The organism is Ehrlichia muris AS145 (assembly GCF_000508225.1).
In the GTDB taxonomy this organism is placed as follows: Bacteria; Pseudomonadota; Alphaproteobacteria; order Rickettsiales; family Anaplasmataceae; genus Ehrlichia; species Ehrlichia muris.
In genome coordinates this window covers 899972-916202 of record NC_023063.1, presented here as the reverse complement: position 1 = coordinate 916202, position 16231 = coordinate 899972, and the positions used below count along the sequence as shown (strand labels likewise).

Below are 16231 nucleotides of genomic sequence, written 5' to 3'. Positions count from 1 at the left end.
AGTGGTGTACAAATAACTTTTTCCTAGGCCCCCATACATATCCGCTGAGTTACCCCTGTTCATCTATCTTATTTCTTAAAGTAGATATATCAGCTGCTCCACCGATAAATGTATCCCCTATTATAATAGCAGGAGTGCCTCTTATGTTAATATTTTCAGCTAACTTTCTGGTGGATTGTATCATGTTTTCTATAGTATCAGAATTCTTAGCTAGTGAAATTCTGAAATCTTCTTCAGTAATGCCTATTGATTTGACTATATTTAGTATAGATTCATCGTTAAATTGTTGCTTATGATTCAACGCTGCATGGTAAAACTCTAAATACTTACTTGGATCTATTAAATGTATAGCTAACGCTGCCTGAACAGCTTTTAATGACGCCTCACCGAGTATAGGGAAATCCCTGAATATCACACGTACTTTACCATCCTGTACTATTTGTTTCATATCTTCAGACATCATTTTACAGTAGCCACAGGAATAGTCAAAGAATTCTACAAATACGATTTTGCTGTCTTTATTTCCAGCTGAAGGATATGAAGCATCCTCAAGTTCAGATTTATATTTTTTTATATTTTCACTCATTTCTTCATTTTCTATTCGTGCTTGTCCTTTGGTAAGTAGATCGATTACCTTTTGAGGATAATTAGAGATGTATTCTTCAATAATTGAGACAATTTTATCTTTATCTAAACTAGCTTGACCAGGTTTATTAGACAGCCAATTGTTTATTAATGGGAAGCTCGCTACTAGCAGTACTAAACTTAATAAAAATACGATCCTTAGCATCATGAAACCTAAAAAACATAGAATGCTAAGTTTACTATAAGTTTCTAGTGAAGTCAATATGAGAAATAACTAGATAATGTGTCATTAAGTATATGGATGTGGTATATGTATATGTTTATGTTTTTAGTGAGATTATACGTGTAAATTGTAATGTAAAAACTGCATATATGAAATCTGAAGTGCATGTATTATAGTGACTTGTAATATCAGCTTAATAGATATGTGTAAATTTTATGTGGATTATAATTCTGTAAGGAGAAATCCTGTTTTTGTTTATAATGTTGAAAATATACTTATAGGTTTATAATGAAAATTACTAATGATACTAAACAAGTATGTATTAGTGTGAAAATTTGGTTGTGTGTATGTTGTGTAGGCATATTGCTAATGGTATTAGTTGGAGGGATAACACGTCTTACTCATTCTGGTCTATCGATTACCGAATGGAATCCTATTATTGGAATATTTCCACCAATTAGTGAAAAAGCATGGATAAGAGAAAAAATAAAATATATGGCTACTCCAGAATTTGAATATCTGAATTCTAATATTACACTTCAAGAATTTAAAACATTATATTTAATAGAATACTTTCATCGATTACTTGGAAGAGTTGTTGGATTAATATTGTTTATCCCGTTTTTATATTTTATATATAAAAAAAACTTAATAAAAATTTAATAATAAATTTTATAATTATTTGTTTGTTAATACTGTTCCAAGGAATCATGGGATGGCTTATGGTAAAAAGTGGGTTGATTGATCGTCCTCATGTAAGTCATTATAAGTTAACAATGCATTTATTATTAGCATTATTGATTTTCTATCTTCTATGGCGACAGTTTTTATTAGCTGTTGTTTCTAAAGTAACTTGCAGTATTAGAGTCGATGGAACATTCATTTTTTCTGTGATTAGTATATTAATTGTAATTCAAATAACATTTGGATCATTGGTTGCTGGGTTAAATGCTGGATTATTGTATAAAACTCTTCCTTTTTTAGGAGGAAAGCTAATGTTGGAAGATTTATTATTCATGAAGCCACTATGGTATAATATAATTGATAATCCTGTTACAGTACAGTTTATGCATGAAGTCATGGCAACCCTTATTTTGGTTGTTATTGTTACAGCTTTGTTAAGATTGAGGTTGAATTTTTTATCAGCATATTTATTGCTAATATGTTTATTTATTCAGTTAACATTGGGAATACTAACATTTATATATAATGTTCCTATAGTTATTGCTTCTTTACATCAAGTTACAGCTTTTATTTTATTCGCTATTAATACTTACCTATTACATTGTATGAAATTGTCCAAGTTATAATGTATTCGATAGAGGATATTTATTATCTTAATAAATGATGTATGTGGATATGCATATCTTATGTACGTAATCAAGTTGTTTGTATGTAGGGTGTTAGTGTTATTTATGCTTCTTGAGTTTATAGTGTACAAATTCTGGAATTTTTTAAAATGAATGATGTAGTTTTAGTGACTTTTAAAGTTATAAGCTACTTTTGTTAAATACAGTATTAGTGGATGTGAATATTGTTATGAATTCTATGTTATTGATCAAATATAGTAGGGAATTTCTAGTTTTAATAGATGAATAGGTTTATGTTTTTTTATAGCATACGAATAGTTGTTGTAATGGTGTAAATGTTATTTATGCTTCTTGAGTTTATAGTGTACAAATTCTGGAATTTTTTAAAATGAATGATGTAGTTTTAGTGACTTTTAAAGTTATAAGCTACTTTTGTTAAATACAGTATTAGTGGATGTGAATATTGTTATGAATTCTATGTTATTGATCAAATAGAGTAGGGAATTTCTAGTTTTAATAGATGAATAGGTTTATGTTTTTTTATAGCATACGAATAGTTGTTGTAATGGTGTAAATGTTATTTATGCTTCTTGAGTTTATAGTGTACAAATTCTGGAATTTTTTAAAATGAATGATGTAGTTTTAGTGACTTTTAAAGTTATAAGCTACTTTTGTTAAATACAGTATTAGTGGATGTGAATATTGTTATGAATTCTATGTTATTGATCAAATAGAGTAGGGAATTTCTAGTTTTAATAGATGAATAGGTTTATGTTTTTTTATAGCATACGAATAGTTGTTGTAATGGTGTAAATGTTATTTATGCTTCTTGAATTTATAGTGTACAAATTTTGGAATTTTTTAAAATGAATAATATTAGGTTGCTTCGTATTGAAAAAAGTTCGCATAAAATGTCTGAATATGCATTCTGTTTAAGACATGTCTGAATGTTTATGGTAGGTTATAGATATATAATCAAGTAGTGATTATGTATTTAGAATATTGCATAGTGCCATAGACAGTTTGTTAATTAATTAGTATAGATAGTTATCATATTGCAAGCAATTGGGTTGCTGATTTTTAAAAGTGTCAAGATTGATAACTTGGCATTCTCCATACATTTCTGCTTTACTATGGTCAGATATAATTACAATACCATTTTTTTGTTTTAATCTTGTAGAAATTAGCTCTAGTATTAATTCTTTTGTATGGATATCAAGATGAACAAAAGGCTCATCTATAACCCATATGTTGGTATTGTATATTAATAACCTTGATAATGCAACTCTTCTTTTCCAGCCAGATGATAAGTCTTTATATTTTATATCCAATACTAGTTGTAATTTGAAGAAACATATTGTGGCTTCTATTAACTCATGATTATTTTTTAAGTTGGCCCACAGTTGTATATTTTCTAGGACAGTAAGATTGTCACTACAAAAATTTTTGTGTCCTATGTAAGTGAGAGATGTAAAATATGTGTTAGAGTCGTGGATATTTTCTCTATCGTATTTTATACTTCCATGCGTTATAGGAATTAGTCCTGCAAATAATCTAAGTAAACTTGTTTTGCCACTGCCATTATTCCCTATAACTAGGGTTAGTAAGTTTTGTTGTGTGCTGAAATTAAGTTGGGAAAATAAATATCTGTTGTTCCTAGTACAGGCAAGATCACTACATTCTAGCATATTTTTTTACATGTGTGTCACTTAAAGGTTAGACTTATACTTCTAATAGTAAATTTTTGCAAGTAGATTAATTATATGATGACAGTGTGTGCTATTAACTTAATTAGACTATCATCTTAAGGTAAGGTGTTGTTGTTACCAATAATAAAAGACTAGATAATAATCAAAATGAAAACATCTGCACATAAGAAACATGGATTACTAATTAATGTGTGCTTTTTTGTTAAACACATAATTCTTATCTATTAGTTACTATTGGTAGAGTAACATCTAATTGATTCATATATTTTCCCTGCATTTCATTATAAGATAAATTGCATTGGCTGTCTCCTTTTAAGAAGATAAATTGACATGCACCTTCAAAAGCGTAGATCTTTGCTGGAAGAGGGGTAGTGTTTGAGAATTCTAAGGTTACGTATCCTTCCCATCCAGGTTCTAGAGGTGTTACATTTACAATGATCCCACACCTTGCGTAGGTTGATTTACCAACACACATTACAAGTATGTCCTTTGGTATTTTGAAATATTCAACAGTTTTTGCTAACACAAAGCTGTTTGGTGGAATAATGCATACATCTTCTTCTTTGTCTATGAAACTTCCTAAAGGAAAATTCTTAGGGTCAACTGTTACTGAATGAACATTTGTAAATATTTTAAACTTATTATCTATTCTTGCATCGTACCCATATGATGATAACCCATATGATAAAATTCCGCTACTCTTCTTATAATCAATAAATGGGTCGATCATTTTCTCTTTTATAGCCTTATCTTTTATCCAATGATCCGGCATAACTGGCATATTTAGTTCCTCATATAACATCTTGTTAGATAGTGAAAAGACATTTACAATTAATCATTGATTAATGCAAGTTTAAAATTATCTATGTAGTTATAGTTTATCTAATATTTAATAAATAGACTTTAATCATGGTTATATTAATATGATAATCCATGTTAGTCAATGACTAGAAAGTCAGAGTTCATTAACTTTAATGCTGTAAAATTATCACAAGACAAACATTTATATGTATTTGGTTATTATTAATTTGATGAGCAAATGTGCGTATTAATTGTCATGTTTTGTGAGAGTTATAATATCAAGGTCTATAAGTTATTTGCGTAATTTTTATAAACATGGTTATTTGATTTTTTATAACCTTTATGTCGTCTACTAAGTATTTGAAGATATTATTCGTTAATTAAGGTATTTCGATTTTGATAAGATTTTGTAATCCTTGTATATAACTAGGGTATTGTAATGATATATTTAATTCGTTTTTTATCTTCAAATTACTTACTAATTTCCTTTCGGAATAAAATTTTTTCATATTATCTGATAAATCTTCAAAGTGCATTGGTTTAGGTATTGTAGTGTTTAATAATTGAGCTCCATATTTAACTATGTTTGAATATGATGATGGGAAATCATCTGAACAGTTATATACACTACCAGGGTTGGGGTTGTGTATTGATGTAAATAAAATATTTGCTATATCGTCTACATGTATACGAGAGAATATAGTGTTACTGATAGCGTATTTAACATTACCTTGTATTAGATTACATAGTACGTTACGAGTTGGTCCATATATACCTGAAAGTCTAAAGATGTGTATAGGGAGGTTAGAGTTACCCCATATTTTTTCTTGCTTTAACCTTCTAATGCCGCTGGGAGTTGAGGGATTTGTTGCAGATGTTTCATCAACCCAATCACCGTTGTGGTCACCATATACGTTTGTTGCTGATAAATAGCCTAGCCATTTAATTTTTTTTAAAAAATTGTAGTATTTTTGAAGAACATTATCCCCCTCTGGTGGAATTGATATTAGTACATGTGTTACATCAGAGAAGATATATTCTGGTAATGGAAAGTTATAATCTAATAAATGCACATTCTTGTTATGTGTATGTGTGACTTTATGGAATGATGTTCCACTGATTTTCCATTTTAAGGGTAGGAGTTTTTGTGTAAGGAACTTAGCTGTATATCCATAACCAAAACAAAATAGATGCATAATCTGAAGTAATATAATTATATGCATGTATATACTTAATTTTGGTTAGAATCAATGAATTATTAATATAATCCAAGTATAGCCAACATTAAATGATATGATGTGTAGGTTAATATAGTTGAAGATAAAAGCTGCATAATGTGTTTCTGATTAGTGTAAGAGTTAATATTTTTCTTGCAAAAAATATATTAACCTTTACCCTTAATCTAACATGGTATTGTATGTTTTAGTACATGTTATTATTAATTAGTATGTTCTTAGCAGTATAGTCTATGCGTTTATTTTAATTTTTAAGGATTTTGAATGTCTCAACGGTTAGTGGATGATGCAACTTACACTGGATATGTGAAGTGGTTTAGTTCAGAAAAGGGTTATGGTTTTATTTGTAAAGATCAAGGTAATAAAGTAAGGAATATTGGTCAAGATATTAAGGATATTTTTGTCCATATTACTGCACTGCAAAGAAGTAAAATTGATGGTTTAAGAGAAGGCCAAAAAGTTAAGTATCAACTTGATAAAAATAATGGAAAGTTTTCAGCAGTTAACCTTGAGGTGTTAGAAGGCTAAGATCATATAATACGCTATGAATATTTTAATGTTTTTATATGTTGGAAGTTTATAGCGTTCTTTTTGTAATATTCTAAGTGTTAAGTTTCTTTAAGTCGTTATTCTATGCTATGTCAACCTAAGAAGTTGATCCGTTTACATTTGTTATGAGTAGTTTCTCCAGCATGTAATATCCTAATGAAAAACTGGTTTATAAAGGTATGTAGCAATATAAGTAGGTTTAAATTTTTTAAAATTATTGCTTCATTTTTAGCAATATCTATTTTTTTATTTTCAATTATAACCTATTGTGTTGTTTTTCATCATGATGATCCACTTGGGCCTGATCATGGTAAGGCTATTAAGTTGGTATTTTTTGATCTGATATTGTTTTTGCTATTGATCACTAGTGTATCTCATAGATTAATTAATATGTGGATACAAAAAAAAAGGAGACGTTTAGGTTCTCATTTGCAAACAAAAATTGTTCTGATGTTTTCTGTAGTAGCTATTATACCAACAATTGTGATTTCAGGTTTTTCTACTTTATTTTTTAATTATAGCATTCAATCTTGGTTTAATAAAAAAGTTGAAGCTGTGATGCATGAGTCTATACAAGTAGCAGAAGCTTATTTAAGAGAACATAAAAGAAATATTCGTTCTGATATTTTGGCTATTTCACATTATATATCTGATCATAAGGTAATATTGAATTATGATAAAGTAGCATTACAAAATATTGTAAAATCTAAAGCGGATTTGTTAGGGTTAGCTGAGGTGTTAATTTTTGAACCAGGTAGGGTGTTAGCGAGTAGTAGGTTTAGTTTTGTGTTGGGTTTTGATATTATAGAATGGTATGGTTTAGATAGCAATGATAGGATTGTTATCGTGATAAAAGAGGATATGATACGGGCTTTCCTTTTGCTTGATAGATTCTCATCTACTTATATTATGGTAAGTCGTTTTATAGATAGAAAAATCACTTCCCATTTGTTGGCAACGAAGGGGGCAGTTAAATCTTATAGGAATCTGCGATCACAAATATCATCATTACAAATACAGTTTTCTATGATATTTATTTTAATATCGTTATTATTGTTATTTACTGCTATTTGGTATGGGATCAATTTTTCTGGTGATATAGTTCGTCCATTATTGGATTTATTCTATGCTACACGTAAGATTCAAAAAGGTGACTTATCTTTCAGGATAGAAGAAGGGCGAATTGGAGAAGAAATGTCTACACTTGCGCGTGCATTCAATCAAATGACCTCACAGCTTAATAGTCAGCGTTCACAGTTAATAAAACTTTATCAGGATATGAATGAGAGGAGGGAATTTATAGAAGCTGTTTTATCAGGTGTTTCTTCTGGAATAATAGCGGTCAATTGTGCAGGTATGATTACTTTGATGAATGATAAGGCAAAGGAATTATCAGCTCCTAATGATATTCTTCATGCAGAGCTTAGTGATGTATTTCCTGAAATGTCTGAGTTGATTAAAAGTGCTAAAATGCAAGATGAGATTACTGTTTTAAGGAATAGGAAGTCTTTTACTTTATCTGTGAGAATAAAAGTACTTGGTAGTATTAATAAAGGATATATTATTACATTTGATGATATTTCAAGTTTAGTTGATGCGCAGAGGTCAGCTGCGTGGTCTGATGTTGCGAGAAGAATAGCTCATGAAATAAAGAATCCTATTACTCCAATATATCTTGCTGCTGAAAGGTTAAGTAGTAAGTATCAACATGAAGTTGTTTCTGATAAGGAAAGTTTTGGAAGATATATTGATACAATAATTCGCCATGTTACAAGTATTAGATGTATAGTTGATGAGTTTGCTAAATTTGCAAAAATGTCAGATCCTGTGTTAGTCAGACATGACATTTGTAGTGTAATAAAAGAATTGGCATTTTCTGGGCAGTTTAGTCGTGGTGTTGTGCATTATGAGTTGGATATACCAAGTAAGCCAATTTTTGTTGTATTAGATAAAAGTCAGATTAATCATGTTTTTATTAACTTATTCAAAAATGCATGTGAATCGATTGACATGAAATCTAATGTTCAAGGTCTAATAACAATTGGTGTAGTTGATAATGAAGATCATGTCAGTGTGCAAGTTCAAGATAATGGAATAGGATTCCCAGAGGAACTTATAGAGAAACTTACAGAACCTTATGTTACAACTCGTGTTCAAGGTACAGGATTGGGTTTATCCATAGTGAAAAAAATACTGGATGAACATAATGCAACAATAAATTTTTATAATATAAAAGATGGTGGTGTTGTTAAGTTGACATTTATGAAATGTCAAGATTATCAAGATAATTAAAGTGATATAAGTTTTAACAATTTTGCTTATTGTAAACAATAAAGTTAATATTAGTCTGTTATTTCGGTTTTAGATGATTTTCAAGATAAATAATAATCTAATATAAATTGATAATACACGTGAAATATTGGTATGCTATTAGTAGTTTTAATAGATATTATAGCAAATTCATTCTGTATGATGACTTGATATGAGATGTCCCCCTATATTGGAGTTTTTTAGATTGTGGAGAAAAATTAAAGTATATGTTAATTGATGATGTTAAAGAGTTAGAACGTATATGTAATCGGCTACTTGTATTACAGCCTGAATTTATTGCAGTTGATACTGAATTCATAAGAAGTGGTAGTGAATATTATCCTAAATTGTGTCTAATACAAATTGCATGTGCTGAAGAACAGTTTGTTGTTGATGTTTTAGCAAGTGGCATGGATCTATCAGTTTTAGGAGATATTTTTTATAATAAAAATATAATAAAAGTTTTTCATGATTGCAGACAAGATGTGGATGCACTGTTAACGAAATTTCCAGAAATTCCTAGCCCTATATTTGATACTCAAATTGCTGCTATGTTTTGTTGTTGTTATGATAATTCAGTTGGATACTCTAAGTTAGTAGAGCAATTTTTAGGTATTTCATTAGATAAACTGAGTTTAAAAAGATCTAACTGGGAGCTTCGTCCAGTGTCTGTTGATAAAATTCAATATGCACTGAACGATGTTATATATTTATATGAACTTTATAAGATATTATATAACAATTTAGTAAATGCTGGCAGGTTATCGTGGTTTTTGGAAGAAATGAATAGTATTGTGTTACAGGAGGTTAACTATAGTAATGTTTGTAATATTACAGATTTTGCTCCTGATATTGCAAAAGAGGAAATTATTGTTGTTAAATCTGTTATTGAATGGCGAGAAAAATTAGCTCAGTTTTTTAATCTGAACCGTGAATTTATATTAAAGAACAAAGTAGTGCTGTATTTAGTTAGAGATTTTATAAAAAAAGGTGATATTACCACTTTAAGTAAATACATAAAGAAGGAATATTTATCACATGATACAGTATCTGATCTTTTAAAAGTTATTGATAGTAATCGTTCTGTTGATATTAATGATTTATGTGGTGTAAATGTTAATAATTATAATCAATCTGTTTTAAATATATTACTTATATTGTTATATAATGTATGCTATAAAAACAATATCTCACAAAAGTTGGTTGCTTCTAAAGGCAGTCTAGTTAGATTTCTTAATGGTAAATTTAGTCATATCATGAAAGGTTGGAGGTATGAATTTTTCGGACGAGAAGTTGAAAAATTTATGCAAGGTAAATCTAAAATTATAGTGTCAGCACAAGTGTTAGATAATAATTATATGGACATTGTAACTACTTTAACAGAAATGTAGGCTTAGCATTATTAATTAAGAATATTATGTGCATTATTCTGTCCAAGTATTGACTATGAAATCTTATAGTTGTCTTATAGAAATATGGGATTTAACTTAATGTTTTGATTACAGAGAGGATTTTCTGTGTCAAATGTTGGATAGTAGCTAATGGATATTATAAGGATTTTGATGAAAGTGTAGGTTAGTATTGTTAATTTGAGTAAGTAGATTTTCTGTTGAGTGTTGTAGTTTGATGAATATATATTACTTTGGTGGAAATATAAGATGTAATTTAGTTATTTGATTACAGAGAGGATTTTCTGTGTCAAATGTTGGATAGTAGCTAATGGATATTATAAGGATTTTGATGAAAGTGTAGGTTAGTATTGTTAGTTTGAGTAAGTAGATTTTCTGTTGAGTGTTGTAGTTTGATGAATATATATTACTTTGGTGGAAATATAAGATGTAATTTAGTTATTTGATTACAGAGAGGATTTTTTGTGTCAAATGTTGGATAGTAGCTAATAGATATTATAAGGATTTTGATGAAAGTGTAGGTTAGTATTGTTAATTTGAGTAAGTAGATTTTCTGTTGAGTGTTGTAGTTTGATGAATATATATTACTTTGGTGGAAATATAAGATGTAATTTAGTTATTTGATTACAGAGAGGATTTTCTGTGTCAAATGTTGGATAGTAGCTAATAGATATTATAAGGATTTTGATGAAAGTGTAGGTTAGTATTGTTAGTTTTAGTAAGTAGATTTTATATCAAGTGTTTGGTGATTGTAATACAGGTATTATTATGTACTTTCATGGAGGTATAGGTTGGTGTAGTTGATTACAAAATGTGTGTTAGATAGAAAAAAATTTTGAATATATATTCTCCATTTACAGAATGATTTTGAAGTTATTGTATCGTAATTTATGAAAGGGTTGTAGTATTATGATGTAGAGTTTAACATAATGATAAGAAAGATAATTATGTATTATAACTAACAGATGTCATATAGTAGCATTAAATATAAAGTGGTATTTGTTAAGATGAGATCTTTCAAGATTGCTTAAATTGTTTTTGATATGAAAATTTAACTTTCATTTTGTTCAGTGTATTGTAGCCATGAATCTTCAGTTAGGATCTGTATATTGAGGGACTGTGCTTTTTTATATTTTGATCCTGGGTTATTGCCTATAATCAAGAAATCTGTTAACTAACAGATGTCATATAGTAGCATTAAATATAAAGTGGTATTTGTTAAGATGAGATCTTTCAAGATTGCTTAAATTGTTTTTGATATGAAAATTTAACTTTCATTTTGTTCAGTGTATTGTAGCCATGAATCTTCAGTTAGGATCTGTATATTGAGGGACTGTGCTTTTTTATATTTTGATCCTGGGTTATTGCCTATAATCAAGAAATCTGTATTTTTTGATAATGATGAAGACACTTTTGCACCTGCAGTTTCTGACCTTACTTTTGCTTCAGATCTTGACATGCTTGATAGTTCACCAGTAAAAACTATAGTTTTTCCATGGATAGGTGATAAATAAGAAATAGACTTTGTATTTGTTATTGTTAGATATTTTACTAAATCATTAATCATATTTAAGTTATGTTGTTCAGTAAAAAACGTTTTCAGCGAGCTTATAGTTTTGGATCCTATTTGCTGTATATTAAGTAAATAATTTTCATCCTGCGCTAGTTTAAGCATTTCATTATACCATTTTTCATATGATGAAAAGTATTTAGCAAGTATTTTTGCTATATATTTTCCTACAAACCTGATTCCTAATGCGAAAATAAAGTTTTCTAAACTAATTACTTTACTGTTGTTTATAGCAGAGAATAAATTACTCATGGATTTTTCACCCCATCCATGTAATGACTCCAATTTGAAATCGCTGTTACTTATTTTTTCTTCTAATGTAAATATATCAACAATGCTTGTTATTAATCCTTGTCCATAAAAAAATAATAGCTGTTTTTTACCAAATCCTATAATGTTGAAAGCATCTTTTGAAACGAAGTGCTTTATTTTTTCTAAGACTTGGTCTTTGCAAAATAATTCTCCGGTACAATATATTGATACTTCTTGTTTTGCTTGGTATAAACTGCTACCACATGATGGGCATGTTGTTGGAAAAGCAAATTTTGTTAATTCTTGAGTTCTTAAGTTTTTGTCTACATCAACTACTTGTGGTATTACGTCTCCTGCTCTTTTGACAATGACATAGTCACCTTCACGTATATCTTTACGCTCTATTTCATTTTTATTATGTAAACTTGCTCTTGTAACTATAACACCACCAATATTTATGGGAGAAAGTTCTGCAATGGGTGTTAGTACGCCAGTTCTCCCAATTTGTATAGAAATTTTATTTAGTTGAGTTTTTGCTTCTGCAGCAGGAAACTTATAAGCTATAGCCCATCTTGGTGATTTACTTGTGTTTCCGAGAATATGTTGTGATTTTATATCATTGACTTTGTATATTATACCATCAATATCATAATTGATCTTGCTTCTATTGTTATAAACTTGATTGTAAAAGTTGAAAGCTTCTTCAATATTGCTTGTAGTAATAGTATGTTCATTTACACAAAAACCCCAAGTTTTTAATTGGTCTAGTAGTTCTTCTTGTGTTACACATGTAGTGTTGACTATTGTGTACATAAAATATTTTAGTTTGCGTTGAGCAGTAATATTATAGTCTAATTGCCTTACGGATCCAGCTGCAGCATTACGTGGATTTGCGAAGTTATTTCCATCGTTATTAAGTTGTATAAAATCACTGCGGTCTATGTATATTTCCCCTCTTACTTCTAGGAAATCTGGTGCGTTGTGAATAATGTGTGGTAGATTTTTTATAATTTTAACATTGTTCGTAATATTTTCTCCAAAATATCCATTGCCTCTCGTAGATGCTTGAGAAATTTCTCCTTTTTTATATATAACGGAAAATGATAATCCATCGATTTTTAATTCACAAGACATGGATATTGATTGATCATCATTTATATTTAAGAGCTTTTTAGTTCTTGTTATAAATTTCTCTACGTCTTGCTGATTGAAGGCATTATCTAAAGAAAGCATTCTTTCTTCATGTTTTACTTTGACGAACCTTATATCCGGAGAACCACCTACATTGTTTTGGTAACCATTGCTTGATGCAAGTTTTGGAAAAGCCTCAAGGATTAAATTTCTTTTACGACATAACTCATCATATTCAGCATCACTTATTTCTGGATTGTTCTGTACATGATAAAAAATATCATGACGCTGTATTTGTTCATTTAATTTCTCTAACTCTAGCTTAGCTTCTTCTTGCTTGACCATGATTAACTAAAATAAACATATTTGCACTATTGAGCTACCATTAAATTGTTTTTACTTAGCAGTTCTTGGAGTTCTCCACTGTGATACATTTCCTTAACTATATCGCATCCACCAATAAACTCACCTTTGACATATAATTGTGGAATAGTAGGCCAGTTTGTAAATTCTTTGATAGCTTCACGTAATTCTAAATCTTCTAACACGTTAATGCTCTTGAATTTAACATTCATTTTTTTTAAGATACTAACTACTACACTAGAGAATCCACATTGTGGGAAGTCAGCATCGCCTTTCATGTATAGAACTACATCATTATTTTCTATATCGTGTTTTATTTTGTCTGTTATATTACTTGTCATAGTATATTATTTACATCCCGTTTGTATTTGTATTGCGTGTATATTTAACCCATCTAGTATTTTGTATATCATTCTATGCTGTTCTAGTTTTGATTTCCCTTGAAACCGATTTGAGATTACCTTAATTGAATAGTGATTATCATCATTTACAAGGCTAGTAATGGTTATTTCAGCTTCTGGGAAAGCATCCCTTATTAGAAGTTCCAACTGAGATTGTGTAACAGTCATTACTTAACAAATCATAAATTGATACAAGACCAGCTTACTATAACATATTTTAATATACAGGTAAATAGTTAAAGATATTGAAGTATAGAGTTCTCTTTGTAAGACATAAGTCGTTGAAAATTATTGCTATTATATTTTAAATGTATTTTTGTATGAATTTTGAGGATGTATTATAAGTTAAGTATGTGGTGCTTGAATGTTAAAGGATTGTTATGCATAGTATTATCCATTTTATTGTATAAGTTTTAGTATTTGCTCTTCCCATATATCTTTAGATATACTGCCATGTATGTGTAATAATATTTTACCATTTTGATCAAATACAAAAGTTTCAGGTACTCCAGTTACTCCTAACACATTACCTACTTTTCCAGAGTAATCTTTTGCTATTTTAGTATATGGATTTCCATGATTTTTAAGCCATTCTTGTACTTTATGTTCTGTATCAAGATAATCTATGCCGTATATTTTTATTATGTTTTTCTTAGCAATTTCTAGCCATAAACTGTGTTCTTCTTGACATGTTGTGCACCAAGAGGCAAATACATTGAGTATATATGGGTGCCCGATTAAATCATTTGTATCAAATACTTGGTCTTCTGTAAAAAGTATAGGTAGTACTATTCTGTTTGTAACATCAGTTGTAACATTTTGGTTTAATAACACTTTTGTGAATATCACAACAAAGATTAGAAAACATGCTAGTAAAGTTGTGGCAATTATTCTCATAGTTCAATAAGGTATTTCTTTAGTGTTTTTATATGACCTATTTCTACGATATTAATCTCAGAAAAGATATGCTTATTATTAAGTGGAATGATAGCTCTTGTAAAGCCTAGTTTATAAGCTTCCTTTAAACGTGCATCAATACTTGATATGTTTCTTACTTCTCCTGACAAAGCAATTTCTCCCAATATTATTGTTGAAGATGGTATAGCTATATTAATAAAGCTCGATATTAAAGATGCTGCAATAGCTAAATCTGCAGCTGGTTCACATATTTTTAGTCCGCCAGCGATATTAAGATATACTTCTTTATCTCCTAGAAATATATTGCATTTTGCAGTTAGTACAGCGATGATCATTGCTAATCTATTAACATCCCAACCAACTACTGCTCTTCTTGGAGTGACCATATTTGTATTTGCAATTAATGATTGTATTTCCATTAATATAGGTCTTGATCCTTCAATACCAGCAAAAACTGCGCTACCAACTATATTATTATTTTGTGACTTGGCTAGAAAGAGAGATGATGGATTTTTTACAGGTATTAATCCTTTATCAGACATCTCAAATACACCGATTTCATTAGTAGGTCCAAATCTATTTTTTACTGTGCGTAGAATCCGTAATTGACTATTATTTTCTCCTTCAAAATATAATACTGTGTCTACCATATGCTCTAAAGTTTTTGGTCCAGCTATTTGGCCATCTTTTGTTATTTGTCCTAGTATAAATAGTATAATATTATGTTGTTTTGTGAAAGTAATCAACTCGTGGGTACACATGCGTATTTGCACTACTGTTCCAGGTGATGATGATATTCTAGTGTCATATATAGTTTGTATTGAATCAATAACAACACATTTGAAATCTTTATTTTTTTTAAGAGAAGAGATAATATCTGATAATGATGAAGTGGATAATAATTGAATATTAGATTCATTGATTTGTAGTCGGTCTGCTCTGATTTTGATTTGATCTATAGATTCTTCACCTGATACATAAAGGCATGTGGGAAGATACTTATCTAAAATTGCTGTTAATTGTAGTAAAAGTGTTGATTTTCCTACGCCAGGTTCGCCTCCTATAAGGGTGCTACTCCCTAATACTATTCCACCTCCAAATACTCTATCTAATTCATTTATTTTAGTAATAAAGCGTGATGGAGTTACAGTATTTTTATCAGATAATGAACTTAACTTTACTTCAGACTTATATTGTGTGTTTATTAAATGTTCTGTAGCTGTTTCACCAATAATACTATCCCAACTACCGCATGCATTACATTTTCCAACCCATCTATGTGTTTGATTGCCACAAACTTGGCAGACGTAGAGGGTTTTTGTAGACATATCTATAGTTATAAGTTTGTGCTATTTCTTAAAGTTGATTCTAACAAATAAAAGGTATATTCGCTACTGTAAGTTTTTTTGTATAATTAATTATGTTTTTAATTAGGATGTACGGGAAAAATAAGCGTTTCATTATA

Annotated in this window: 14 protein-coding genes and 1 pseudogene; 5 read left to right on the top strand and 10 right to left on the bottom strand. The window is 29.3% G+C overall.

All coding sequences use genetic code 11. The features are described 5' to 3' along the window. Positions 1-49 precede the first annotated feature (49 nt). Positions 50-793: a DsbA family protein gene (locus MR76_RS03545; protein WP_052327680.1), complete on the bottom strand. Its 744-nt coding sequence runs from the start codon at positions 791-793 to the stop codon at positions 50-52. Between the two features lie 303 nt (positions 794-1096). Here MR76_RS03545 and MR76_RS05040 point away from each other — a divergent pair, with 303 nt between their 5' ends. Together MR76_RS05040 and MR76_RS05035 are read left to right on the top strand one after the other, a co-directional pair. Beyond that, on the top strand, positions 1097-1471 hold the full coding sequence (locus MR76_RS05040; RefSeq protein ID WP_268744740.1) for a COX15/CtaA family protein: 375 nt from the start codon (positions 1097-1099) through the stop codon (positions 1469-1471). 23 nt (positions 1472-1494) lie between these two features. Continuing rightward, entirely contained in the window at positions 1495-2118 is a 624-nt protein-coding gene (locus tag MR76_RS05035; protein ID WP_407635602.1) for a COX15/CtaA family protein, read from the top strand. Positions 2119-3152: 1034 nt separating this feature from the next. On the opposite strand, the gene ccmA is transcribed toward MR76_RS05035, so the two are convergent. The 3 genes from ccmA to MR76_RS03525 all read right to left on the bottom strand — a co-directional run bounded on the left by ccmA (position 3153) and on the right by MR76_RS03525 (position 5824). Beyond that, complete coding sequence (ccmA, locus tag MR76_RS03535) at positions 3153-3806, bottom strand: heme ABC exporter ATP-binding protein CcmA (RefSeq protein ID WP_024072324.1); 654 nt, start codon at positions 3804-3806, stop codon at positions 3153-3155. A gap of 238 nt (positions 3807-4044) precedes the next feature. Continuing rightward, positions 4045-4608 (bottom strand): dCTP deaminase, encoded by a 564-nt coding sequence (dcd, locus tag MR76_RS03530; RefSeq protein WP_024072323.1) that lies wholly within the window; start codon positions 4606-4608, stop codon positions 4045-4047. Between the two features lie 400 nt (positions 4609-5008). Next, the gene (locus MR76_RS03525; RefSeq protein WP_024072322.1) at positions 5009-5824 is read right to left on the bottom strand and encodes an SDR family oxidoreductase; all 816 of its coding nucleotides are present in this window, start codon (positions 5822-5824) and stop codon (positions 5009-5011) included. A gap of 303 nt (positions 5825-6127) precedes the next feature. Between MR76_RS03525 and MR76_RS03520 the strand changes: the two genes are divergently transcribed. From MR76_RS03520 to MR76_RS03510, 3 genes are all read left to right on the top strand, one after another. Further along, positions 6128-6391, top strand: a complete 264-nt coding sequence (locus MR76_RS03520; RefSeq protein ID WP_024072321.1) for a cold-shock protein — start codon at positions 6128-6130, stop codon at positions 6389-6391. A gap of 177 nt (positions 6392-6568) precedes the next feature. Beyond that, complete coding sequence (locus MR76_RS03515; RefSeq protein ID WP_024072320.1) at positions 6569-8704, top strand: sensor histidine kinase NtrY-like; 2136 nt, start codon at positions 6569-6571, stop codon at positions 8702-8704. A gap of 245 nt (positions 8705-8949) precedes the next feature. After that, on the top strand, positions 8950-10113 hold the full coding sequence (locus MR76_RS03510; RefSeq protein ID WP_024072319.1) for a ribonuclease D: 1164 nt from the start codon (positions 8950-8952) through the stop codon (positions 10111-10113). 1069 nt (positions 10114-11182) lie between these two features. On the opposite strand, the pseudogene MR76_RS05030 reads toward MR76_RS03510, so the two are convergent. The 6 genes and pseudogenes from MR76_RS05030 to radA form a co-directional block, all read right to left on the bottom strand. Beyond that, positions 11183-11302 (bottom strand): annotated as a pseudogene (locus MR76_RS05030) (BRCT domain-containing protein); the annotation flags it as partial. A gap of 96 nt (positions 11303-11398) precedes the next feature. Further along, positions 11399-13429 (bottom strand): NAD-dependent DNA ligase LigA, encoded by a 2031-nt coding sequence (gene ligA, locus MR76_RS03505; RefSeq protein ID WP_024072318.1) that lies wholly within the window; start codon positions 13427-13429, stop codon positions 11399-11401. A 26-nt stretch (positions 13430-13455) separates the two neighbouring features. Further along, complete coding sequence (gene grxD, locus MR76_RS03500; protein WP_024072317.1) at positions 13456-13788, bottom strand: Grx4 family monothiol glutaredoxin; 333 nt, start codon at positions 13786-13788, stop codon at positions 13456-13458. A gap of 6 nt (positions 13789-13794) precedes the next feature. Then, positions 13795-14016 carry a BolA/IbaG family iron-sulfur metabolism protein gene (locus tag MR76_RS03495; protein ID WP_024072316.1) on the bottom strand — a complete coding sequence of 74 codons (222 nt, stop codon included), beginning with the start codon at positions 14014-14016 and terminating at the stop codon, positions 13795-13797. A 231-nt stretch (positions 14017-14247) separates the two neighbouring features. Further along, entirely contained in the window at positions 14248-14745 is a 498-nt protein-coding gene (locus tag MR76_RS03490; protein WP_024072315.1) for a DsbE family thiol:disulfide interchange protein, read from the bottom strand. Beyond that, a complete protein-coding gene (gene radA / locus MR76_RS03485) occupies positions 14742-16094 on the bottom strand; it encodes a DNA repair protein RadA (RefSeq protein ID WP_024072314.1) in 1353 nt (450 codons plus the stop codon). Before radA ends, MR76_RS03490 begins: the two co-directional genes overlap by 4 nt. Between the last annotated feature and the right edge of the window lie 137 nt (positions 16095-16231).

Excerpts from the sequence above, each read along its gene's own strand:
- MR76_RS03490 (WP_024072315.1), bottom strand. The coding sequence starts at position 14,745 with ATGAGAATAATTGCCACAACTTTACTAGCATGTTTTCTAATCTTTGTT.
- MR76_RS03510 (WP_024072319.1), top strand. The coding sequence starts at position 8,950 with ATGTTAATTGATGATGTTAAAGAGTTAGAACGTATATGTAATCGGCTA.
- MR76_RS03520 (WP_024072321.1), top strand. The coding sequence starts at position 6,128 with ATGTCTCAACGGTTAGTGGATGATGCAACTTACACTGGATATGTGAAG.
- grxD (WP_024072317.1), bottom strand. The coding sequence starts at position 13,788 with ATGACAAGTAATATAACAGACAAAATAAAACACGATATAGAAAATAAT.
- ligA (WP_024072318.1), bottom strand. The coding sequence starts at position 13,429 with ATGGTCAAGCAAGAAGAAGCTAAGCTAGAGTTAGAGAAATTAAATGAA.
- radA (WP_024072314.1), bottom strand. The coding sequence starts at position 16,094 with ATGTCTACAAAAACCCTCTACGTCTGCCAAGTTTGTGGCAATCAAACA.
- MR76_RS03545 (WP_052327680.1), bottom strand. The coding sequence starts at position 793 with ATGATGCTAAGGATCGTATTTTTATTAAGTTTAGTACTGCTAGTAGCG.
- dcd (WP_024072323.1), bottom strand. The coding sequence starts at position 4,608 with ATGCCAGTTATGCCGGATCATTGGATAAAAGATAAGGCTATAAAAGAG.
- MR76_RS05040 (WP_268744740.1), top strand. The coding sequence starts at position 1,097 with ATGAAAATTACTAATGATACTAAACAAGTATGTATTAGTGTGAAAATT.
- ccmA (WP_024072324.1), bottom strand. The coding sequence starts at position 3,806 with ATGCTAGAATGTAGTGATCTTGCCTGTACTAGGAACAACAGATATTTA.
- MR76_RS03495 (WP_024072316.1), bottom strand. The coding sequence starts at position 14,016 with ATGACTGTTACACAATCTCAGTTGGAACTTCTAATAAGGGATGCTTTC.
- MR76_RS03515 (WP_024072320.1), top strand. The coding sequence starts at position 6,569 with ATGAAAAACTGGTTTATAAAGGTATGTAGCAATATAAGTAGGTTTAAA.
- MR76_RS03525 (WP_024072322.1), bottom strand. The coding sequence starts at position 5,824 with ATGCATCTATTTTGTTTTGGTTATGGATATACAGCTAAGTTCCTTACA.